A 20,900-nucleotide genomic window follows, 5' to 3' on the forward strand; every position below is an offset into this window, starting at 1 on the left:
GTAATGACCGATCTCGACACCCTGCTCGCCGCTTTCATGACCCGCGCCGTCGGCCCCGGAACGCTCTCGGGCCTCGGCCGCCTGTCGGGGGGCGCGAATATGGAAAGCTGGGCGTTCGATTTCGCGGGCGAACCCTATGTGCTGCGCCGCGCGCCATCGGCCGAATATATGGCCGACCGGCCCTATGGCCATGTCACCGAAGCGGCGCTGGTGATGGCCGCGCATGCCGCCGGGGTGAAGGCGCCCGAAGTCGTCGGCGTGCTGGCGGACGGCGACGGCATGGGCACCGGCTATGTGATGAAGCGCGTGATCGCCGAGGTGAACCCGGCGAAGATTCTCGCGAGCCCGCCGCCATCGCTCGTCGCCGACCTGGGGCGCGAACTCGCGCGCATCCATGCGATCCCCGCCGAAACCATTCCCGACGCGATCCCGCATATGGACACCGCCGCGGCGCTCGCCGAATTGAAGGCGCGCTTCCTGACCTATGGCGGCGACCGCCCGGGAATCGCGCTCGCGATCAAATGGTGCGAGGATCATCTGCCCGAACCGGCGCCGCCGGTGCTCGTCCATGCCGACTATCGCATGGGCAATATCATGGTCGATGCCGACGGGCTGGCGGTCGTACTCGACTGGGAACTCGCGCATCGCGGCGACGCGCACGAGGACCTCGCTTTCGGCTGCATGACCGTGTGGCGTTTCGGCGGGCTCGAAAACCCCGCCTTCGGGGTCGGCAGCCTCGAGGAATATTTCGCGGCCTATGAAGCCGCGGGCGGCACCCCCGTCGACCGCACCCGCTTTCGCTTCTGGCTGGTCTATCGGACGTTGTGGTGGGCACTCGGCTGCCTGCAGATGGGGCAGGCCTGGCGCAGCGGTGCCGACACCACGGTCGAGCGCGTCGTCGTCGGGCGGCGCACCGCCGAACAGGAACTCGACCTCGTGCTCCTGCTCGAAGAGGAAGCGCCCGAGGCCGAACGCGCGCGCGCGCTGCCGGCATCGCCGCCCGCCGCCGCCGCACCGGCGGGCGAGCCGACCAACCGCGAAATCGTGCAGGCGGTGCGCGACTGGATCGAGGGTGCGATCAAGCCGCGCGCCGAGGGCCATGCCAAGTTTGAAGCGGTCGTCGCGATGAACGCGCTGGGCATCGTGATGCGCGACCTCGATGCCGGGACGCGCGCCGAGGATGCGGCCTTGTCCGCCGCCTTGATGGCGGGGACGACGACGCTCGCCGAACCCGGCCTGCTTGCGAAGTTGCGACGCGCAGCGATCGACAAATGCGCGGTCGACAGCCCCAAATATGCCGCGCTCGGCGCGGCGCGCAACCTCTGGGGCGGATGATCGCCACAGAGCATCCGCTCTGGATTGCCCTTCGCGAGTATCGCGTCGGTCCCGCCGACGCCGCCCTGACCTTCGAGGCTCGGCTGGCCCGGGAAAATGGCTGGTCCGCCGCTTTTTCCGAAACGGTGATGGACGAATATCGCCGCTTCCTGTTCCTCGCCATGACCGCGGGCCATATGGTCGTGCCGTCCGACGCGGTCGACCAGGCGTGGCACCTGCACCTTACCTATAGCCGCGACTATTGGGATCGCTTGTGCGGTCAGGTGTTGGCGGCGCCGCTCCACCATGGCCCGACCAGCGGCGGCGCCGAGGAAGGCGGGCGTTATGCCCATTATTACGCCGAAACACTGGCGAGCTATGAGCGGCTGTTCGGCACCCTTCCGCCCGAAAAAATCTGGCCCTCGGCGTGGCGGCGCTTTCATGTCGACCCGCACGCGCGTCGCGTCGCGCTCGCCGATGTGTGGATCGTGCCGCGCCGCACCCTTCGCCTTGGCGCCACCGCCGCGGCTGTGATAGCGCTGGCCGGGGTCGCGCTGTGGGCATGGGGATGAGGATGCGCCGGAGATGAATCCGCTCGATTGGGACCCGCTGGCCTTTATCGGCATATATTTCCTGTTGTTGATGATCGTCGGACCGGTCGCCTGGCTGCTGCCGCGGCTGCTTCGTCCTGCGGGCCGGGTGCAGCGACTGCGCTACCCCGACAGCCTCGCCTATCTTGCCGGCCGCGAGGCGCGCTTTGCCGACACCGTCGCGACGCGCGCCGTCGCGTCGGGTGCGATCGCGGTCGAGGGCAAGATTTTCCGCACGGCGGACGGGGCGGCGTCCTCGGGCGCCGAGCGCGCGATCCTCGCGCTGCGCTCGCCGTTCGGCTGGGACCATATCGTTGCGGCGTTGCAGCCCGAAGCGGTCGCCCTGCGTCGCCGGCTCGAATCCGCAGGCCTGCTGCTCGATCCCGACGAGCACCGTCGCCTGCGGCTGCTGGCGATCGCGCCCTATGCGGTGCTGTTGCTGTTCGGCGCGATCCGACTGCTCGCCGACATCGCGCGGGGCGGCCCGCTTTTCGTGCTGTCGCTGCTGATGCTGCTGACGCTGATCCCGCTGGCGATCCGCTGGCGCTTCGTCAGCGACCAGACGCGCGCCGGCCGCGCGGCGGTCAAGGACGCGCGCCGCGAGCATCAACGGCTGCGGCGCGCACCGACGCGGCGCGAAAGCGACCTCGCCGTCGCGCTGTTCGGCACCGGTGTCCTCGCCGGATCGGAACTTGCCGCCTTCTACGCGCTGCGCAACCCGCACAACTCGCCCGAGGGCTCCAATTCGAGCGGCAGCTGCGGCAGCAGCTGCGGCGGCGACAGTGGATGCGGCAGCGGTTGCGGCGGAGGTGGAGATTGACGCGCCGTCGCGCGACCAAAAGATTAGCTAACGAAGCATATTGCCCTTTTGCCGCGCGCCGAACGCTGGCAAGGCGGAGGTGACAGCCATGGGAGAAACAAGATGGATTTTGCCGTACCGGCCGATTTGCAGGCCTATCTGGACGAACTCGACGCCTTCATCGAGGCCGAGATCAAGCCGCTCGAACTCGCCGACGACAATATCCGTTTCTTCGACCATCGCCGTGAACATGCGCGCACCGACTGGGACAATCAGGGCCTGCCGCGCCACGACTGGGAACAATTGCTGAAGGCGGCCACGCGCAAGGCCGATGCCGCGGGCCACTGGCGCTTTTCGGCGCCGAAGAAGTACGGCGGCAAGGACGGGTCGAACCTGTGGATGGCGGTGATCCGCGAGCATTTCGCCGCGAAGGGCCTCGGTCTCCACAACGACCTGCAGAACGAGCACAGCATCGTCGGCAATTTCCCCTTCGTCCAGATGTTCGAGCAATTCGCGACGAGCGAGGAGCAGAAGCAGGAGTTCATCCTCGGCGGGTTCGAAGGCAAGCGCCGCACTGCCTTCGGCCTGACCGAACCCGATCACGGGTCGGACGCGACGCATATGGAAACCCGCGCGGTGCGCGAGACCCGCGACGGGGTCGAGGGCTGGCTGATCAACGGGCGCAAGATGTGGATCACCGGCATGCATGTCGCAACCCACTGCGCGACCTTCTGCCGCACCGACGGTGAGGACGGCGACGCGAAAGGCATCTCCTGCCTGCTGGTGCCCACCGGCACCCCGGGGATGACGGTCGATGAATATATGTGGACCTTCAACATGCCGACCGACCACCCGCGCATGACCTTCACCGATGTGTGGGTCCCCGACAGCGCGCGGCTCGGCCCCGTCGGCGGCGGGCTGTCGATCGCGCAGAGCTTCGTCCACCAGAACCGTATCCGGCAGGCAGCATCGTCGCTGGGTGCGGCGGTCTTCTGCATCGAGGAAAGCGTGCGCTACGCGCGCGAGCGCAAGCCGTTCGGCGAGGCGCTGGCGAAGAACCAGGCGATCCAGTTCCCGCTCGTCGAACTGGCGACGCAGGCCGAAATGCTGCGCCTGCTGATCCGCAAGACCGCGTGGGACATGGACAATATGCCGCACAAGGAAATCGAGCGGAACCTGTCCGACAAAGTCAGCATGTGCAATTACTGGGCGAACCGCCTGTGCTGCGAAGCCGCCGACCGCGCGATGCAGGTGCATGGCGGCATCGGCTATTCGCGCCACAAACCGTTCGAGCATATCTATCGCCACCACCGCCGCTACCGGATCACCGAGGGCGCCGAGGAAATCCAGATGCGCAAGGTCGGCGCCTATCTGTTCGGCTATCTCGGACCGCGCCGGGAAACGCTGGGCAAAATCTGACCGGGCTATGGACTCTCCTCCTCCCGTTGCGGCATGATACGTCGCAAATCGAAACGGGAAGAGGAGAGAGCCATGGCCGAGGCCGATCGCAAGCCGGAAGCAGCGCCGTTCCGCGTATATCGGGGCATCGATGCCCCCGACCTCAATGAGACCGAAAAGATGACGCTCGCGGGGCTGACCCCGATCGTCGAGGCGGGCATCGGCCGCTGGGTCGCGGCCGGGGTGGGCGAGGGCAATGTCACCAAGGTGCTGTTCGCGCTGCCGCACATGAGCCTGACCTATGCCTGGTTCAAAAGCGGCTTCGCGCTGCCGCTGCACAGCCACGACGCCGACTGCCTCTATTATATCATCGCCGGATCGCTCAAACTCGGGACCGAGGAGCTGGGCGCGGGCGACGGCTTCTTCGTCGGGCGCGACGTCCCCTATACCTACAAGCCCGGACCCGAGGGGGTCGAGGTGCTCGAGTTCCGCACCGTCGATGCGTTCGACATGAAATTCCAGGGGCGGACCGAGGCCTATTGGGACAAGGTCGTCGCGGGCATGGATGCGGCGCGGCCGAACTGGAGCGCCGAAAAGCCGCCGTCGCAGCACTGACGCGTCAGCGCTTGCGAACGAACTCCGCGCGCAGCACCAGCCCCTTGATGCCGTCGTGGCGGCAGTCGATTTCCTGCGCGTCGCCGGTCAGGCGGATCGACTTGATCACCGTGCCGACCTTGAGCGTCTGGCCCGCGCCTTTGACCGTCAAATCCTTGATCAGCGCCACGCTGTCACCGTCGGTGAGCAGATTGCCGACCGCGTCGCGCACCTCGGGACCTGCCGATGCGGCAGCATCGCGCGCCGCGATATCGCTTGCGGACATCCATTCGCCGCTCGCTTCGTCATAGACATAATCATCGTCGGCCATGTTGGTCCCTATTTCGGTTTGCGGAAGCGTAGCGCGAACTGGTCGGTCTTGCCGCGAATGGCGGGGTCGAAGACGTTCGTGGTGCGCGGATCCTCGGGGCGTTTATAGATGTCGCTCGTCGCATCAAGCCTGAAACCCGCCCGGGTCAATGCTTCGACCACCGCGGCCTGGTCGATCCGGTGCAGGCTGTCGGACAAGGTCGTGCCGCTGCCGTCGGCGGCGCTGTGATCGACGACGACGAGCGTCCCGCCCGGCTTGAGCGCCGCGAACAGCGCCGCGCTCGCCCTGGCACCGGTCCCTTCGGGGAAGGGTTTGAGGTAGAGGTCGTGGAAATTCTGCACCGTGATGATCGTGTCGAGCGGCACCGGAAAGGCGGGCGCGGCGAACGCCCCGCCGACCGCGTCGACATTGGCATAGGCGGCGTCGACCGCCGCCTGATCGTCGCCATACTGTTTCTTGAAGGCGATGAATTCGGCGGGCTGGAAGGCATAGACCTTGCCCTCGGGGCCGACCGCGGCGGCGAGCAGTCGCGTGACATACCCGCCGCCCATCACATAGTCGCCGACCGCCTCGCCCGGCGCGATCTGGGCGAAGGCAAGCAGTTCGGCGGGTTTGCGCGCCGCGTCGCGCTCGCGATCGGTCGCGGGGCGGGCGGGGTCGGCAAGCGCCGCGGCATAATTGGCGGTGGGCGGCGGCGCGGCGCCGTCGGCGGTGCATCCCGCGAGCAGCAGGGCGAGGGCGAAGGGGGCGGCGAGCTTGCGGTTCATGGCATCGACTCCTTGCTGGTATCGCGCGACTCTAACGGCTCGCCGGGGTGCTGGCGCGCGAAATCGGTCAGGGCAGCGCGGGCGGTCCGGCGCGCGGCTGGAGCTTGAGGCCCGCGAGCAGCGCCGCCGGATCTGGACAGCCGGGCGACGCGGCGACGCCGATGATCGGGTCGATCGCGACCGACAGGCCGAGCCGCGCCGCCTGCCGCTGATATTGGTCGCGCAGCACCGTGCCGGTGCGCGGGAAGTCGGTCCGCACGCCATCGCCATATAGATAGCGCACCGGACCGATGGTGCGTGCGCGTTCGGCGAAAATGCTCTTTTCCGCCGCCTCGACGTCGAGTTGCTGGACGATCATCGTACAGGCGCCGCCGGCGGCACGAATACGAAAGGGTGCCGCTTCCCACGGCCGGCTGCTCGTCAGGCCCGCCGTGGCGAGCCGCGTCTCGATCGCCGCCGCCAGCCGTTCGCGGTCGGGATAGACGTTGCGCGGCAGCCACAGCAATTTCGCCGTGACAAGCGCCACGGCGAGCAGCGCCGCGCCGATCAGGATGCGATCAGCGCGCCGCAAAATCGGGGTGACGCGCGACGGCGGTGCCGACGATCGCGGCGGTGACGAGCAGCGAGGCCCAGCCGAACAACATCATCCCCGCGCCGCCGTGCAGATAATCGTAGAGGTTGGGATGGCGTGCGATCGTCGCGAGGCGGATGCCGTTGACGACGATCGTGCCGAGCATCGCGATCAGCGTGGCGATGACGAGACGGCGATCGAAGCGCAGTTCGAACAATTGCGCCAGCGTCACCGCGAGCACCCCGGCGAGCGAGAGATTGGTCAGCGACGAGCAGTTCTGGCCGACCGTGAAAGCCTGAGATCCCGCCTGGCCGAAGATGTTGCCGTCGGCATTGCCGCCCGCGAACAGCGCGGCGATTTGCGCATCGAAGGCGAGCAACTCGCTGCCGAGCAGCTTCAGGATCAGCGGACCCCAGAGCAGATGGGCGCTGAGAGCCAGTGCAACCAGTCCGATCCGCCGCGCGCCCGATGCCGGTTCGGAGCGCAGCGCCAGCCATGCGCCTGCGCCAAAGACCGCCGCCGCGCCGAGCGCAGGGAGCGGCAGCAGCGCCGCGCCGACCATCGCGGCGAGGACCGGCGCGTCGCCGCGCCGCCAGGCCGATCGGCCATCATCGTCGCGCGCGATCGCGCATATCGCGAAGGCGGCGAACCAGACGATCGCGCTGACGCCGAACAATTCGAAAAGCGACGGGACGAGGCCGCGATGCGCGACCGCCGCGCCGATGCGCGTGCTCAGCGCCGATGCGATGACGATCAGCAGCGCGGCGGCGAAAACGACACTGCGCTCGATCCGTCGCGGCGAAACCGCTGCCGCTGCGGTCATCGCCGGTTTAGCGGCTGCGACGGCGCTTCAGGAACAGATAGCCTGCGGCGACGGCCGCCATCGCTGCGGCACCGACGCCGGCTTCGGGGCCGGGGGTCGGGGCAACGCCGGCAAAGGCGGCGGTCGGGATTGCAAGAAGAATGGTGACGGCCAATGCGCGCATGATCGAAGCCCCTCGGAAAAATAACGTCGTGCCGGAATCGTAGCGAGCGCTTGCCACGGCGGCAAGCGGCTTTACCGCTTGGCACGATGGAGCAGATATTCGCACGGGAGGTGATGGCGTGGGCGCCCTTTTCGATGGCCGGCGCTTTCGTTGCGGATGCCTGCGCCGAGGCGCTGTTCGGCACGCGCGACGATGCGGGGGCGGGGTTGCGGCGCCCGGCGACCAATTTGCTGCTCGGTATCCTCGGCCTGTTGCTCGCCGCGCTCGTGCCGGTCAGCCTGATCGCCTTTGCCGCATGGGCCGGACGGGAAGGGACGGCGCCCCTGCCGCTACCGTCCGCGCCGCTCGCGCTCGCGCTGCTTGTGACGGTGTTGCTGCGCAGCCTGTCGGCCTATTGGGCGCACCGCGCCTCGCACCGCATCGGCTGGCTGTGGCGGCTGCATCGCGTCCATCACAGCGACACCGGGGTCGATGCGACGACGGGGTTCCGCCATCATCCGGTCGAGCAGTTCGTGTCGTTCCTGTGCGCGCTGCCGGCGATCTGGCTGTTCGCGCTGCCGCCGACGGCGGTCGCGATCGCTGAACTCGTGCTTCTCGTCGCGGGTATCGCCGAGCACGCCAATATTCGTGCCGAGGGGCGTGTCTGGCGCGCCGCCACCTGGCTGTTCGCGACCCCCGCTGTCCACCTGATCCATCACAGCAGTCGGCAAGTGCAGACCGACAGCAATTATGGCTCGCTCTTTACCGTCTGGGATCGCCTCTTCGGCACCTGGCGCGATCCCCATGTCGAACGCGTCGAGACGCTGGGACTGGGACCCACGCATGATCGCGATGCCGACCGCTGGGACCGGCAGCTGCTTTCACCCTTCCTTCGCGATGTGCCGCCCGGCTGATTGTCCTCCGGTCGCGAGGCCTTGGCATATCGAATATCCGTGATAGGTTTCTCCCTGAAACGAAAAAATCGGGAGAGTGGACATGCATGATCTGGTGATTCGCGGCGGCACCGTCGTCGATGGAACGGGCGGCGACGCCTTTGTCGCGGACATCGCGATCGACGGCGACCGGATCGTCGCGGTGGGCGAGAATCTGGGCAAGGGGCGCGAGGAAATCGACGCCGCCGGCAAGGTCGTCACCCCGGGCTTCGTCGATGTTCACACCCATTATGACGGGCAGGCGACCTGGGACGCCGAAATGGCGCCGTCGAGCTGGCACGGCGTCACCACGGTCGTGATGGGCAATTGCGGCGTCGGCTTCGCCCCCGCCAAGCCCGACCGCCACGAATGGCTGATCTCGCTGATGGAAGGCGTCGAGGATATTCCGGGCACCGCGCTCGCCGAAGGCATGTCGTGGGATTGGGAGACCTTCCCCGAATATATGGACGCGCTCGAAAAGCTGCCGCGCACCGTCGACGTCGCGTGCCACGTTCCGCACGGCGCGGTGCGCGCCTATGTGCTCGGCGACCGCGAAAAGCCCGGCGCGATCCCGACCGAGGCGGACATCGCCGAAATGTCGCGGATCGTCGAGGAAGGCGTGCGCGCCGGCGCGCTCGGCTTTTCGACCAGCCGCACCGTGCTCCACAAGTCGATCGACGGCGAACTCGTCCCTGGCACCACCGCGACGGCCGAGGAACTGGTCGCGATCGGCCGCGCGATGGGGCGCGTCGGGTATGGCGTGTTCGAGATGGCGAGCGACATGAAGCGCGAGTGGAACGAGTTTCAGTGGATGGGCGACCTCAGCCGCGAAACCGGGTTGCCGGTGACCTTCGCCGCGCTCCAGTCGATCGCCAAGGAACTGCCGCTCGAGGAGCAGATCGAGGAGATGCGCAAGCAGAACGCGACCGGCGCGAACATCGTCGCGCAGATCGCGCTGCGCGGCAATGGCGTCATCATGGCGTGGCAGGGTACCGTGCATCCGTTCCGCTTCAAGCCGGCGTGGAACGAAATCATCGACCTGCCGTGGGAGCAGCAGCTCGCGCATCTGAAGGACCCCGCGTTCCGCACCCGCATGACGCAGGAAGCCAATATCTGGCCCGAAAGCGATATCCTCGACTTTCTGAAGGTCGTCGCCGAGGGCTGGCCGGTCCATTTCGAGATGGACCCCGATTTCAACTATGAGCCGCGGATGGACGAAAGCATCGCGCATCGCGCTGCTGCGGCGGGCGTGACGCCGTCCGAATATGCCTATGACCTGCTGATGAAGGACGATGGCAAGGGCTTCATCTATTTCCCGATTTTGAACTACCGTGACGGCAACCTCAATTTTCTCGAGGACCTGCAGGCGGCCGGCGACACGGTGAACAGCCTGTCCGATGGCGGCGCGCATTGCGGGACGATCTGCGACGCGGCGTCGCCGACCTTCATGCTCCAGCATTGGGTGCGCGACCGCAACGGCAACCGCATCGGGCTGGAACATGCGATCAAGCGTCAGTGCCGCGACACCGCGGTGCTGTACGGGCTGGAGGATCGCGGGGTGCTCGCGCCGGGCTATCTCGCCGACCTCAACATCATCGACATGGACGCGATCAAGCTGGGCAAGCCCTGGCTTGCTTTCGACCTGCCCGCGGGCGGCAAGCGCCTGCTGCAAAAGGCCGACGGCTATGTCGCGACGATCAAGTCGGGCGAAGTGACCTTCCGCGACGGCGCGATGCAGGGGCCGACCCCTGGCGGCGTGATCCGCGGACCGCAGCGCGTCGAACTGGCGATGGCCGCCGAATGAGGCGCGCGTCGATCGGGGCAGGCGCGGCGCTCGCCGCCGCGCTGCTGCTCTCCGCGTGCGGCGGTGATGCCGCGCCCGCCAACAAGGCGCCGACCGCCAAGGATGCCGAGGCCTATCTGACCAAGCGCAAGGCGGCCGTCGGCGAAAAGGTGCTCAAGGCCGACCTCAGCGCGCAGGCCGATGGCAGCTTCGAAGGCAAGGCGACGATCCAGGCCGAGGGCGCGGCGCCGGAGGAATGGGATTGCTCGGTGCGGATCGCCGACGCGCTCGGCAGCGGTACGGCGAGCTACGGCTGCTTTCAGAAATAGCGCGGCGGAGCCGCTTTTCAGGAGATACTTCATGGTGAAGGCCATGCGCCTCGGCGCGCCCGCGTCGCTCGACAGTCTGGCGGTCGCCACCCTCCCCGATCCGGGCGATCCGGGTCCGGGCGAGATCCGCGTCCGGCTGGCGGCATCGTCGCTGAACTTCCACGACTTTGCCGTCGTCGCCGGGATGATCCCGACCGCCGCCGGGCGCATCCCGATGTCCGATGGCGCAGGGACGGTCGAGGCGGTGGGTGAGGGCGTGACCGACTATCGGGTCGGCGACCCGGTCGTATCGCTCTTCTTCCCCGAATGGACCGACGGCGCACCGCCTGCGGGTGCCTTTACCAAAGTGCCGGGCGACGGCATCGACGGTTATGCGCGCGAGGTGGTGGTGACCCCGCAGCACTGGTTCACCCGCGTGCCGCAGGGCTGGTCGGCGGCCGAGGCGGCGACGCTGACCTGCGCGGGCCTCACCGCATGGCGCGCGCTGTTCGTCGACGGGGCGACCCGGCCGGGCTCGACCGTGCTGATCCAGGGCAGCGGCGGGGTGTCGGTGTTCGCGCTGCAATTCGCCAAGGCGGCGGGCGCGAAGGTGATCGCGACCAGCTCGTCCGATGCGAAGCTCGACAAGTTGAAAGTGCTCGGCGCCGACGAACTGATCAACTACAAGGAAGAGCCGAAATGGGGCGCGAAGGCGCTCGAGCTGACCGGTGGGCGCGGGGTCGACACGGTGGTCGAAATCGGCGGCGCGGGTACGCTCGACCAGTCGATGGTCGCGGCGCGCGTCGGCGGCCATGTCGCGCTGATCGGCGTGCTGGCCGGCATCGCCGGACCGGTGCAGACCGCGCTGCTGATGGGCAAGAATTTGCGGGTGCAAGGGCTGACCGTCGGCAGCCGCGCGCAGCAACTCGCGATGATCGACGGCGTCGAGGCGAATGGCATCCGGCCGGTGATCAGCGATCATTTCCCGCTGGAACGGCTCGGCGACGCCTTCCGCCACCAGATCGCCAACGCGCATTTCGGCAAGATTGTCGTCGATATCTAGCCGAGCGCGGCGAGCGTCCGCTCCACATCGGCGACGCCATTATAGGCATGGAACGACAGACGCAGGATCGTGCCGCGGAAATCGGCGCGAAGATCGTGCCGGTCGAGCGCCTCGGCAACGCGCGGCTGGTCGGTGCCGGTATCGATGCAGAGCGTCCCGCCGACAGCGCCTTCGGGCCAGCTCCACCCGGGGGTCTTCGGTTCCAGCGCGTCGCGCAGCATTGCTTGCAGCGTGCGATTGTGCGCGCCGATCGCATCGACGCCGATCGCCGCGATCTCGCCGATCCCCGCCGTCGACAGGATGAACGGCGCGACATCGGGGGTGCCGCCCCACCAGCGCCGGGCGTCGGGGGCGTAGCGAAAGTCGGCGATGTCCATCTCGAAGGGATTTTCGTGGCTCCACCAGCCGCGCTCCATCGGGTCGAGCGCCGTCCGGTCGTGCGGGGCAACCCACAGCCAAGCCGCGCCGGGACCGCCGCACAACCATTTGACGCTGGTGCCGATCACGGCATCGGCGCCCCATGCAGCGGGGTTCACAGGGACGATGCCGACCGACTGCGCGCAGTCGGCGACGCAGCGCGCGCCGGCGGCCTTGGCGGCGCGCGCCACCGCCGCGATATCGGTCAGCGCGCCGCTGTTCGAACTGACATGCATCGCGACGACGAGCGCGACGCTGTCGTCGAGCGCTGCGGTCCAGCTCGCCGGGTCGCGCACATCGGTATCGACGGGCAGGTAGCGCGTCGTCCAGCCCGCCGCCGCCAGCCCGCTCGCGACATAGCCGATCGTCGGAAAGGCGCTCGGTGCGAGCAGGATCGTGCGGCGGTCGGTGGCCTGTCCAAGCGCCGACAGGTAACGCGACAGCGCGGCGCTGACGTTGGTCGCCGGGCACAGGTCGCGTGCCTCGACGCCGATCAGGCCGCCAAGCGCGGCGCGCCAGTCGTCGATCGCGGCGAGCCAGTCGGGCCAGGCCTCGCCGGTCTCGCGCCACGGATGGAGCAGCCGCGCCTGCAGCGCGTCGGCTGCGGCGCGCGGCTGGCAACCGACGCTATGGCTTTTGAGATAGACGCTGCCGGACGGCAGGTGGAAGCGCGCCGCGACCGCGGGCTGAAGCAGCGCGGGCGTCACAGCCCGCTCCCGTGCCCCGCCGCGCCGCCGCTGATGCTGTCGCGCTTGACGCCATATTCGGCGCCCCAGCGGTCGGTCATCTCGGCGCGGATGTCCCAGAGCTCGGGGAAGAAACGGTGGCGCGCGCCGGCGTTGAGCAGTTCGACCGGACGGCCTTTCAGCGACTTCGACCCCATGCCGATCGAACGGTGGATCAGGGTGATGTGATGGGCGCGGAACAGCTGGAACAATTCGTCGAACTCGACCAGCGCCTCGGCGACCATATAGGCTTCGTCGTGCTTGTAGCCGGTGTCGTAGACGTCGGCGATGCTGCGGCCCGTCGGGTCGAGATAGGCGGCCTTGTAGCGCGCCCATAACGGCTGTGGCAACGTGAGGAGCAGCTGGAAACCCGGGCTTTCCTGCCCTGACCCGTTGCCGAGCTGGAGGCGGATCGACTGATAGTCGAAGGGACTCATCGTCTCGAGCAGCGACAGCTGGTCGGTCATCATCCGCATGATGCGATTGACCCGGTCGAACAGGCTGAGCACGCGCATCGTCTCGCCTGCGGCCATATGGCCGTCGATCTCGGTGAGGGTGAAGGCCATCAGCTTCATCCACAATTCCTCGACCTGGTGGACGATCTGGAACTGCAATTCGTCGGGGGTGCAAAGTTGGGCGAGCGGTTTCTGGCAGAGCAGCAGGCGGTCGACCGCGAGATAGACCCCATAATCTTTCATGTCGGGGGTTTCGATGCGGCGGTGGGTTTCGGTCTTGTCGAGCATGGGCTGATCCCTTGCGAAAATGGCACGGAGGAACGGACGGCGCGCGTCGTGGCGCGCCGAAGGTGTTCAGCCGCGCGGCGCGACCCCCGCCGGGGGACGTCGCGGCGAACCCGACTGGCCGAGCCACAGCAAGGGCGCCGCGCGCTTCATCGTGCCAGCAGGTCCGAGGGCAGGGTCGGCTCGCCGATGATCAGCGCGAAGCGGCGCCAGATTTCGTCGCGGTCGGGGTCGCCGCGCTCGATATAGGCGCGGACGATTTCCTCGCCGAGGCCATAGTTGATCACATAGCTGCGATATTGGTCGGTGAAGCTGACCGACTGTTCGGCGCGCGCCGGCGAGACGAGCAGATATTTTTCGGTGAGCTGGACCGCCGTGGCGCGGTCGATGACGCCGTCGAGATATTGCTGGGCGATCGTCAGCCGCGCCCCGGTCAGCGCCTTCATCGCGTCGAGCAATTGCCAATAGCGGTCGTCCGACGGCGGCTCGATGCCCGCGAGCGGCATCAGAACGTCACGCTCGGTGTCGGGGCGCGTCTGGCCGGGGAAGGCGAGATCGATGCCGTAGTTCGCGGTGCCCTCGGCGATCAGGCTCTGCGGGCTGTACAGCGGATACACGCTATACTCGATCCAGCCGCGCCCTTTCACCATCTGCTCCTCGAGCTTCATGTTGAGGAGGTGATGGCCGGGGTAACCCTCGTGGCAACCGAGGTCGAGCGCGCGCGACAGGCGGATCGGCAGGTCGGTGTTGACCTGGATGATGCTGTGATAGCCGCCCTGGTAATAATTATAGCCGCTCCAGCTTTTGCCGGTGACGAACTGCAATTCGAAACTGTCGCCCGGCGCCAGCGCGACATGCGCGACGGTGCGACCGCGGCAGCGCGCGATGGCGGCCTCGAACACCCCCTGCAACCTGTCCTTGGGGATGGTGAAGCGGTCGAGATAGGCCTCGACCCGCGTCGCCAGCGCGCCTTCGCCGGGAACCAGCGCATCGACCGTGGCGAGCGCCGCGTCATAGCTTTTGAGCGGCTTCAGAACCGGGCGCACCCCGAACAGGCGCTCGGCCTCTTCGGCAAAGGAGAAACGTGCGCCGCCCATCATCATCAGCCGCGTCTCGGCGGCGCGGAGCTGCGCCGCGAGGAAGGCGCGGCGCTGGCGCTCGATCGGGTCGGACAGGTCGGGTGCGATCTCTTCGAGCTTGGCGATCAGCTGGCGGGTCGAGACGAGCAGCGCCTTCTGGTCGCGGGGCGCCGCGGTCGATGCGTCGAGCAGGCTCTGCGGGCCATAATAGGCGTCGATATAGCCTTTCTCGTGCGTGCCGATTTCGAGGCTGAGCGAGACATAGGCGGTGGCGATGGCGTCGACCGTCTGACCCGCGAGCGTCGCGGCGGCGGGGTCGACCGTGGCGGCCGAGCGCACCGGCCAATCGGCGGCGGGCGCGGGCGGCGGGGGCAGGTCGGGTGATGCGGGCAGCCCGGGTGCCGATCCCGACGGCGGCGGCAGGGCGGTGAGGCCCGGAATGATCGTCGCCCGTTCTTCGCCATTGGCGTCGGGCCGGGCGGCCGGCGCGCCCGAAGGCGGCGGCAGCGCGGTCATGCCGCGCACGACCTCGACCCGGCGCACGTCGACTTCGGGCACCGCTGCTTCCGGCACCGGGGCTTTCGCAGCAGTGTCGGGCAGCGCGGGGTTGCGCTCCGGGCCGGCGGGGCTGTCCTGCGTCTTGCGTGCCTCGACCGTGCGCTTCATCTCGGGGTCGAGCGCATAGCAGCCCGACAGCGTCGAGGCGGTCAGCATGACGGCCAGAGGTAAGCGCAGGCGGTGCATCATGCGGAAATCGGCTCCGAGGTATCGCGGACGTCGCCGTCGCCGACGATTTCGTCATCGCAGCTGGCTTCGACCGCGCCATGCTGCGGGTGCAGCGGCGCGAAGCGCAGTACCGCATAACCGGCGAGCGCGGCAACCAGCGAACCCATCAATATGCCGATCTTGGCTTCCTCGATGAGCAGCGCATCGCCGGGGAAGGCGAGGCCGCCGATGAACAGGCTCATCGTGAAGCCGATACCGCACAGCAAGGACACGCCATAGATTTGCAGCCAGGTCGCGCCGCGCAGCTTGCCGGCGATGCCGAATTTCACGGCCAGCCAGACGCTGCCGAAGATGCCGATCTGTTTGCCCAAAAACAGCCCTGCGGCGATCCCAAGTGGGAGCGGAGCGAAAATCTGTTCGGCGGTGAGGCCCGAGATATCTACCCCGGCATTGGCGAAGCCGAAAAAGGGCACGATCGCGAAGGCGACCCACGGGTGCAACGCATGTTCGAGGCGATGGAGCGGCGAGGTCGCGCTGTCGGGGGCCCCGGGCGTCCGCTCGAACGGGATCGCCATCGCGGCTAGGACGCCGGCGATCGTCGCATGCACGCCCGAGAGCAGCATCGCGTACCAGAGCAGCACGAACAGCAGCAGATAGACGAGCAGGCTTTTGATCCCCATCCGGTTGCAGACGAACATCAGGGCGAAGACCGCTCCCGCCGCCGCGAGTGCGACGAGGTTGATCTTGGCGGTATAGAAAAGCGCGATGATCGCGACCGCGCCCATGTCGTCGACGATCGCGACGGTGACGAGGAACAGCTTGAGCGAGGTCGGCGCGCGCTTGCCGAGCAGCGCGAGCACGCCGATCGCGAAGGCGATGTCGGTCGCCGCCGGGATCGCCCAGCCTTGCGCGAGGCCCGGCGTGCCGCCGGCAAAGGCCATGTAGAGCAGCGCCGGCACCGCCATGCCCGCCGCCGCGGCGATGAAGGGCAACCGCCGCCGGTCCCAGCTGGCGAGCCGGCCGTCGACGAACTCGCGCTTGATCTCGAGCCCGACGAGCAGGAAGAAGATCGCCATCAGCCCGTCGTTGATCCACAGATGGACCGTCATCGGGCCGAGCTTGTCGGACAGCACGGGGCCGGTCACCGCATGGATCGCGTGGGAATATGTCTCGCCGAAGGCCGAATTGGCGATCAGCATCGCCAGCGCCGCCGCGAAGATCAGCAACATCCCGCCCGCGCTCTCGCTTTCGAGGAAATCGCGCAGGGCGGAGGTACGTGTCGAGCGGCGGGTCATAGGGTGAGAGCGGCTTCTTCGGTGGATTGGAGGGGCCTCTCCTAGCGTGCGATGGCGGTCGCGTCACCCTTTACCCGCCGCGTGTTTTTGACTAGTTCCAGATGCTTGTGGCGCCTGACGCCACAGGGGGGCGGGGCATATGGGGCTGTCGACCGCAGGGCTGGAAATGCTGGTCGCGCTGGCCAGCCACGAACTGATGCTGTTCGCGTCGGTCGGCATATTGGTCATCGGTTTCGACGATCTGTTCTTCGACATATTGTGGTTCGTCACCCGCGACCGCGATGCCGCGCCGCGCTATCTGCGCGATCATCGGCCGCAGGCGCCACTCGCGGGGCCGCTCGCGATCTTCGTTCCGGCCTGGGACGAGGCGAAGGTGCTGCCCGCGATGATCCGGCGGACGCTCGCCGCTTGGCAGGGCGAGGATTTCCGCATCTATCTCGGCTGTTATCCCAACGATGCGGCGACGCTGTTCGCGGTGTCGCCGCTGGTCGCGGGCGACCCGCGCCTCCGGCTGGTGATCGGCGATGCCGAAGGGCCGACGACCAAGGGCGACAACCTGAACCGGTTGTGGGCGGCGATGGGCAGCGACGAGCGGGTCGAGGGCATATGGTTCGCGGGCATCGTGCTCCACGACGCCGAGGATATCGTCCACCGCGGCGAGCTCGCGCTCTACCGCGCCGAACTGACGCGCCATGCGATGGTGCAGATTCCGGTGCTGCCCCTGCTCGGACTCGGGCAGCAATGGGTCGCGGGCCACTATGCCGACGAATTCGCCGAGGCGCACGGCAAGGATCTGGCGCTGCGCACGCGGATCGGTGCGCCGCTGCCCTCGGCCGGGGTTGGTTGCGCGCTGACGCGCCACGCGCTGACCCTGTTGTCGATCACCCGCGGCGGTCAGCCCTTTCGCGCCGACAGCCTGACCGAGGATTATGAGGTCGGGATCCTCGTGGGCACCTATGGCCTTGGCACCGCGTTCGTCGCGGCCATCGACGACGCGGGCGACTGGATCGTGTCGCGCGGCGCTTTCCCCGAAACGATCGAGACCGCGGTGCGCCAGAAATCGCGCTGGATCGCGGGGATCGCGCTCGCGGGATGGGACCATCTCGGCTGGGCGGGGCCGCAGGACGGCGGCTGGCGTGCCCGCTGGATGCTGTGGCGCGATCGCCGCGCTCCGCTCGCGGCGCTTGTCCTGCTCGCCTCCTATGCCGCGCTGGTCGTCGGCGCGGCGGGCTGGATCGGCCATGCGCTGTTCGGCTGGCAGGCGCGTCCGCCGGGGGCGATGCTGCAATATCTGATGGGCCTGTCGGCGACATTGCTGCTCTGGCGGTTGGGCATGCGCGGCCATTTCGCGGCGCGCGCCTATGGCTGGCGGCAGGGGCTGCGGTCGATCCCGCGCGCCTTTGTCGCCAACATCGTCGCGATGCTCGCGGCGCGGCGCGCGGTCGCGGTCTATTGGCGCATGCTCCGGTCGGGGCGGTTGGTATGGGACAAGACACCGCATGGCGAGCGCGACGCGCTGCCGGTTCCGGCGCTGCCACCGGGGCGCAGCGGGTGACGGGCGTCATCATCGCCCGCCACACGCGCCGCGACGCGCGGTCGCTGCGTTTCCTGTTGCTCCTGCTCGGCGGCTGGACGCTGGTGCGGGTGATGGCGCACTGGAACCCAGCGATCCCGTCGCCGCCACCCGGGATGCCGCCTCCGCCATGGGCGGGCGAGGCCGTGCCTGCACCATGGGCGACCGCCGAAGCGACGCCCCGCGCCGTGCCGGCTTCGATGATCGCTGCGGGCGGACGGGAGAAAGAGCGGATGTCGCGCCCGCTGCCGCAAACCCCGGTCGCGGATGCCGACGCGGCCAGCGGCGAATGGAGTGGCGGCGATCGGCACAATCTGCGGCTCGCGCTGATGGCGCGATTGCTGCCGCCGCAAGTCGGCGGCGCCTCGGCCGCCGCCTTTCCGGTGGGTGCATCGGCGTGGGTGACCGCGCCGCTGCCGGCGCGTGCCGCGCCGCCCGGCCGCGGCCAGCCCTTCTGGATGCAGCGTCAGCTTGCCGGCTGGTCGCTCGGCAGCTGGGCCTATATGCGCAGCGGGTCGGGCGATGCGCCGCCCGGCGGCATCGCCGCGGCGAGCCAGCTCGGCGGCAGCCAAGCCGGCGCGCGGCTCGCTTTTGGTTTCGGCGACAGCGGGCGCGTGCGCGCCTATGGCCGCGCGACGCTCGCGCTCGCCGAAACGCGCCAGCGCGAACTCGCCTTCGGCCTCGCTTTCGCTCCGGCCCGGCACCTGCCGCTCGATGTCGCGATCGAGCAGCGTGTCGCGGCGGGAAGCGGCGGGCGCACCGCGCTCGCGGCGATGGTCAGCGGCGGGGTCGGCGATGTCGCCTTGCCGCGGCGTTTCCGGCTCGAAGCCTATGGGCAGGCCGGAATCGTCGGGGCACGGCGGCGCGACGGTTTTGCCGATGCGGCGGTCGTCGTCGACCGCGAAATCGCCCGGAACCCGCAGGCCAGCCTGCATCTCGGCGCGCTCGCGGCGGGGTCGGTACAGCCGGGCGCGGGGCGGGTCGATGTCGGCCCGCGGCTGACGCTGCGCCTGCCCGAAGTCGGCGAGGGCAGCCGCCTCGCGCTCGACTGGCGACAGCGCGTCGCGGGCGATGCAAAGCCCGACAGCGGCCTTGCGCTGACGCTCGCCGCCGACTTCTGATTTTTCCCGATTTTCCGCGCCGCGGCGATTCCCCACGGCATGAAACTGGTCTAGGGTCGGCGCAGCCGCTCCGTCCGGGGCGCATTTTCGCATTCGGGGCCCATGGATCTCTACCTTCCTGTCGCCAATTTGTCGGTCAATGCGCTGGTCATCATTCTGCTCGGCGGCGGGGTGGGTTTCCTGTCGGGCATGTTCGGCGTCGGCGGCGGTTTCCTGACCACGCCGCTGCTGATCTTCTATGGCATTCCGCCGACGGTCGCGGCGGCATCGGCGGCGACGCAGGTGACCGGCGCCAGCGTGTCGGGTGCGCTCGCGCATCTCGAGCGCGACGGGGTCGACCTGCGCATGGGCGCGGTGCTCGTCGCGGGCGGGCTGATCGGCTCGCTGATCGGTGCGGCGCTGTTCGAACTGCTGACCGCGTGGGGGCAGATCGATACGACGATCAACATTCTTTACGTGGCGCTGCTCGGCTCGGTCGGGTCGTTCATGGCGCGCGAGGCGTGGGGGGCGCTGCGGGCGATGAAGGCGGGGGTGCCGGCCCCGGCGCGCAAGCGGCGCCACCATCCGATGGTCGCCAACCTGCCGCTGCGCTGGCGCTTCTATCGCTCGGGTCTTTATATTTCGCCGCTCGCGCCGCTGCTGCTCGGGATGGCGGTCGGCGTGCTGACGATGCTGCTCGGGGTCGGCGGCGGCTTCATCATGGTCCCGGCGATGATTTTTCTGCTCGGCATGGGGACGCAGGTCGTCGTCGGCACCTCGCTGTTCCAGATATTGTTCGTGACGATCGCGACGACGATGGTCCATGCGATGACCACCGGCGCGGTCGACATCGTGCTCGCCGGGCTGCTGCTGATCGGCAGCGTCACCGGGGCGCAGGTCGGCGCGCGTTTCGCGCAAAAGGTGAAGCCCGAATATCTGCGCATGGCGCTCGCGGTGATCGTGCTGCTCGTCGCGCTGCGCATGGCGGTCGACCTCTTCATCCGCCCCGAAGAAATCTACACGGTCCAGTGACCCGCGTCTGCGCCTTCCTGCTGTTGCTGGCTGCGACCTTCTTCGCGACCGGCCCGGCGCGCGCCGACGATCCGCGTCTTGTCCCCGACGTGTCGAGCCGCGCGATCGACATCCAGTACAGCTTCACCGGCGAGGAATTGCTGCTGTTCGGCGCGATCCTCTATCCCGGCCAGCGCCTGCCCGACGACCGCGCCGACATCGTGGTCGTGCTGAAGGGGCCGGTGCGCCCGATCGTCCTGCGCGAAAAGAAACGCGTCGCGGGCATCTGGGTCAATGCGAACAGCATCCGCCTGCGTACCTCGCCCGGCTTCTACGCGATCGGCTCGTCGCGGCCGATCGATCAGCTGGTCGACGAGCGCACTGCGGCAATCTTCGAGCTCGGCCTTACCAACCTGTCGATGTCGCCGACGGGCTTTTCGGAGGCTGCCAAGCTCGAGCGTTTCGAAAACGGGCTGATCGACCTTTATCGCCGTCTCGGGCTTTTTTACGAGAATCCGGCGGCGGTCGAAATCAGCGAAGGCGTGTTGTACCGCGCGCGCATTCCGGTGCCGGCGCGGGTGCCGGTCGGAACCTATCGCGCCGAAACCTTCCTGATCAGCAAGGGGCGCGTACTCGCGGTCGCGTCGCGCAACGTCGAGATCCGCAAGGCGGGTTTCGAACGCTTCGTCGCGCTTGCGGCGCAGCGCCATGGCTTTCTCTATGGGCTGGCCGCGGTCGCGCTGTCGCTGCTTCTCGGCTATGCGGCGTCGGCAGCCTTCAAGCGGCGCTAGCCCCTCGATTTCGCCGATCATAAGCGCT

22 protein-coding genes are annotated in these 20,900 nt (G+C 68.2%); 13 read left to right on the plus strand and 9 right to left on the minus strand.

Annotated elements, in window-relative coordinates:
• The first annotated feature begins 3 nt into the window (after positions 1-3).
• The 5 genes from EEB18_RS13705 (at position 4) to EEB18_RS13725 (ending at position 4,716) form a co-directional block, all read left to right on the plus strand.
• A complete protein-coding gene (locus EEB18_RS13705; RefSeq protein WP_187141024.1) occupies positions 4-1,335 on the plus strand; it encodes a phosphotransferase family protein in 1,332 nt (443 codons plus the stop codon).
• Positions 1,332-1,886, plus strand: coding sequence for a glycine-rich domain-containing protein (locus EEB18_RS13710; RefSeq protein ID WP_187141025.1), 555 nt, complete (start codon positions 1,332-1,334; stop codon positions 1,884-1,886). The genes EEB18_RS13705 and EEB18_RS13710 overlap by 4 nt, the downstream gene beginning before the upstream one ends.
• 13 nt (positions 1,887-1,899) lie before the next feature.
• Complete coding sequence (locus tag EEB18_RS13715) at positions 1,900-2,724, plus strand: TIGR04222 domain-containing membrane protein (protein ID WP_187141026.1); 825 nt, start codon at positions 1,900-1,902, stop codon at positions 2,722-2,724.
• Positions 2,725-2,826: 102 nt separating this feature from the next.
• A complete protein-coding gene (locus EEB18_RS13720; protein ID WP_187141027.1) occupies positions 2,827-4,122 on the plus strand; it encodes an acyl-CoA dehydrogenase family protein in 1,296 nt (431 codons plus the stop codon).
• A 72-nt stretch (positions 4,123-4,194) separates the two neighbouring features.
• Positions 4,195-4,716, plus strand: coding sequence for a cupin domain-containing protein (locus EEB18_RS13725; protein WP_187141028.1), 522 nt, complete (start codon positions 4,195-4,197; stop codon positions 4,714-4,716).
• A gap of 4 nt (positions 4,717-4,720) precedes the next feature.
• On the opposite strand, the gene EEB18_RS13730 is transcribed toward EEB18_RS13725, so the two are convergent.
• From EEB18_RS13730 to EEB18_RS13750, 5 genes are all read right to left on the minus strand, one after another.
• Positions 4,721-5,026 (minus strand): alkylphosphonate utilization protein, encoded by a 306-nt coding sequence (locus tag EEB18_RS13730; protein ID WP_187141029.1) that lies wholly within the window; start codon positions 5,024-5,026, stop codon positions 4,721-4,723.
• 8 nt (positions 5,027-5,034) lie between these two features.
• The gene (locus EEB18_RS13735; RefSeq protein WP_187141030.1) at positions 5,035-5,793 is read right to left on the minus strand and encodes a class I SAM-dependent methyltransferase; all 759 of its coding nucleotides are present in this window, start codon (positions 5,791-5,793) and stop codon (positions 5,035-5,037) included.
• Positions 5,794-5,860: 67 nt separating this feature from the next.
• Entirely contained in the window at positions 5,861-6,364 is a 504-nt protein-coding gene (locus tag EEB18_RS13740; protein ID WP_187141031.1) for a hypothetical protein, read from the minus strand.
• Positions 6,351-7,187, minus strand: a complete 837-nt coding sequence (locus tag EEB18_RS13745; protein ID WP_187141032.1) for a hypothetical protein — start codon at positions 7,185-7,187, stop codon at positions 6,351-6,353. Before EEB18_RS13745 ends, EEB18_RS13740 begins: the two co-directional genes overlap by 14 nt.
• Before the next feature lie 7 nt (positions 7,188-7,194).
• Positions 7,195-7,350: a hypothetical protein gene (locus tag EEB18_RS13750; RefSeq protein ID WP_156377610.1), complete on the minus strand. Its 156-nt coding sequence runs from the start codon at positions 7,348-7,350 to the stop codon at positions 7,195-7,197.
• 86 nt (positions 7,351-7,436) lie between these two features.
• Here EEB18_RS13750 and EEB18_RS13755 point away from each other — a divergent pair, with 86 nt between their 5' ends.
• The 4 genes from EEB18_RS13755 to EEB18_RS13770 all read left to right on the plus strand — a co-directional run bounded on the left by EEB18_RS13755 (position 7,437) and on the right by EEB18_RS13770 (position 11,415).
• Entirely contained in the window at positions 7,437-8,243 is an 807-nt protein-coding gene (locus EEB18_RS13755) for a sterol desaturase family protein (RefSeq protein ID WP_187141033.1), read from the plus strand.
• A gap of 82 nt (positions 8,244-8,325) precedes the next feature.
• Positions 8,326-10,065, plus strand: a complete 1,740-nt coding sequence (locus EEB18_RS13760; RefSeq protein WP_187141034.1) for an N-acyl-D-amino-acid deacylase family protein — start codon at positions 8,326-8,328, stop codon at positions 10,063-10,065.
• The gene (locus tag EEB18_RS13765; protein WP_056345685.1) at positions 10,062-10,373 is read left to right on the plus strand and encodes a hypothetical protein; all 312 of its coding nucleotides are present in this window, start codon (positions 10,062-10,064) and stop codon (positions 10,371-10,373) included. Before EEB18_RS13760 ends, EEB18_RS13765 begins: the two co-directional genes overlap by 4 nt.
• A 34-nt stretch (positions 10,374-10,407) precedes the next feature.
• Positions 10,408-11,415, plus strand: a complete 1,008-nt coding sequence (locus EEB18_RS13770) for a zinc-dependent alcohol dehydrogenase family protein (protein WP_187141043.1) — start codon at positions 10,408-10,410, stop codon at positions 11,413-11,415.
• Here EEB18_RS13770 and EEB18_RS13775 read toward each other — a convergent pair.
• The 4 genes from EEB18_RS13775 to nhaA all read right to left on the minus strand — a co-directional run bounded on the left by EEB18_RS13775 (position 11,412) and on the right by nhaA (position 16,397).
• Positions 11,412-12,539, minus strand: a complete 1,128-nt coding sequence (locus tag EEB18_RS13775) for an aminotransferase class V-fold PLP-dependent enzyme (RefSeq protein WP_187141035.1) — start codon at positions 12,537-12,539, stop codon at positions 11,412-11,414. The genes EEB18_RS13770 and EEB18_RS13775 overlap by 4 nt on opposite strands.
• Positions 12,536-13,300, minus strand: coding sequence for a tryptophan 2,3-dioxygenase family protein (locus tag EEB18_RS13780; protein ID WP_187141036.1), 765 nt, complete (start codon positions 13,298-13,300; stop codon positions 12,536-12,538). The genes EEB18_RS13775 and EEB18_RS13780 overlap by 4 nt, the downstream gene beginning before the upstream one ends.
• Positions 13,301-13,446: 146 nt before the next feature.
• The gene (locus tag EEB18_RS13785) at positions 13,447-15,123 is read right to left on the minus strand and encodes a hypothetical protein (RefSeq protein ID WP_187669004.1); all 1,677 of its coding nucleotides are present in this window, start codon (positions 15,121-15,123) and stop codon (positions 13,447-13,449) included.
• Entirely contained in the window at positions 15,120-16,397 is a 1,278-nt protein-coding gene (nhaA, locus tag EEB18_RS13790) for a Na+/H+ antiporter NhaA (RefSeq protein ID WP_187141133.1), read from the minus strand. Before nhaA ends, EEB18_RS13785 begins: the two co-directional genes overlap by 4 nt.
• A gap of 139 nt (positions 16,398-16,536) precedes the next feature.
• On the opposite strand from nhaA, the gene EEB18_RS13795 reads away from it, so the two are divergent.
• The 4 genes from EEB18_RS13795 (at position 16,537) to EEB18_RS13810 (ending at position 20,872) form a co-directional block, all read left to right on the plus strand.
• A complete protein-coding gene (locus tag EEB18_RS13795) occupies positions 16,537-17,952 on the plus strand; it encodes a glycosyl transferase family protein (protein WP_187141134.1) in 1,416 nt (471 codons plus the stop codon).
• Positions 17,949-19,091: a hypothetical protein gene (locus EEB18_RS13800; protein WP_187141135.1), complete on the plus strand. Its 1,143-nt coding sequence runs from the start codon at positions 17,949-17,951 to the stop codon at positions 19,089-19,091. The genes EEB18_RS13795 and EEB18_RS13800 overlap by 4 nt, the downstream gene beginning before the upstream one ends.
• Positions 19,092-19,193: 102 nt before the next feature.
• Positions 19,194-20,102 (plus strand): sulfite exporter TauE/SafE family protein, encoded by a 909-nt coding sequence (locus EEB18_RS13805; protein ID WP_187141136.1) that lies wholly within the window; start codon positions 19,194-19,196, stop codon positions 20,100-20,102.
• Positions 20,099-20,872 (plus strand): TIGR02186 family protein, encoded by a 774-nt coding sequence (locus EEB18_RS13810; protein ID WP_410468106.1) that lies wholly within the window; start codon positions 20,099-20,101, stop codon positions 20,870-20,872. The genes EEB18_RS13805 and EEB18_RS13810 overlap by 4 nt, the downstream gene beginning before the upstream one ends.
• The last annotated feature ends 28 nt before the right edge of the window (positions 20,873-20,900 follow it).

Source organism: Sphingopyxis sp. OPL5, from assembly GCF_003797775.2.
In the GTDB taxonomy this organism is placed as follows: Bacteria; Pseudomonadota; Alphaproteobacteria; order Sphingomonadales; family Sphingomonadaceae; genus Sphingopyxis.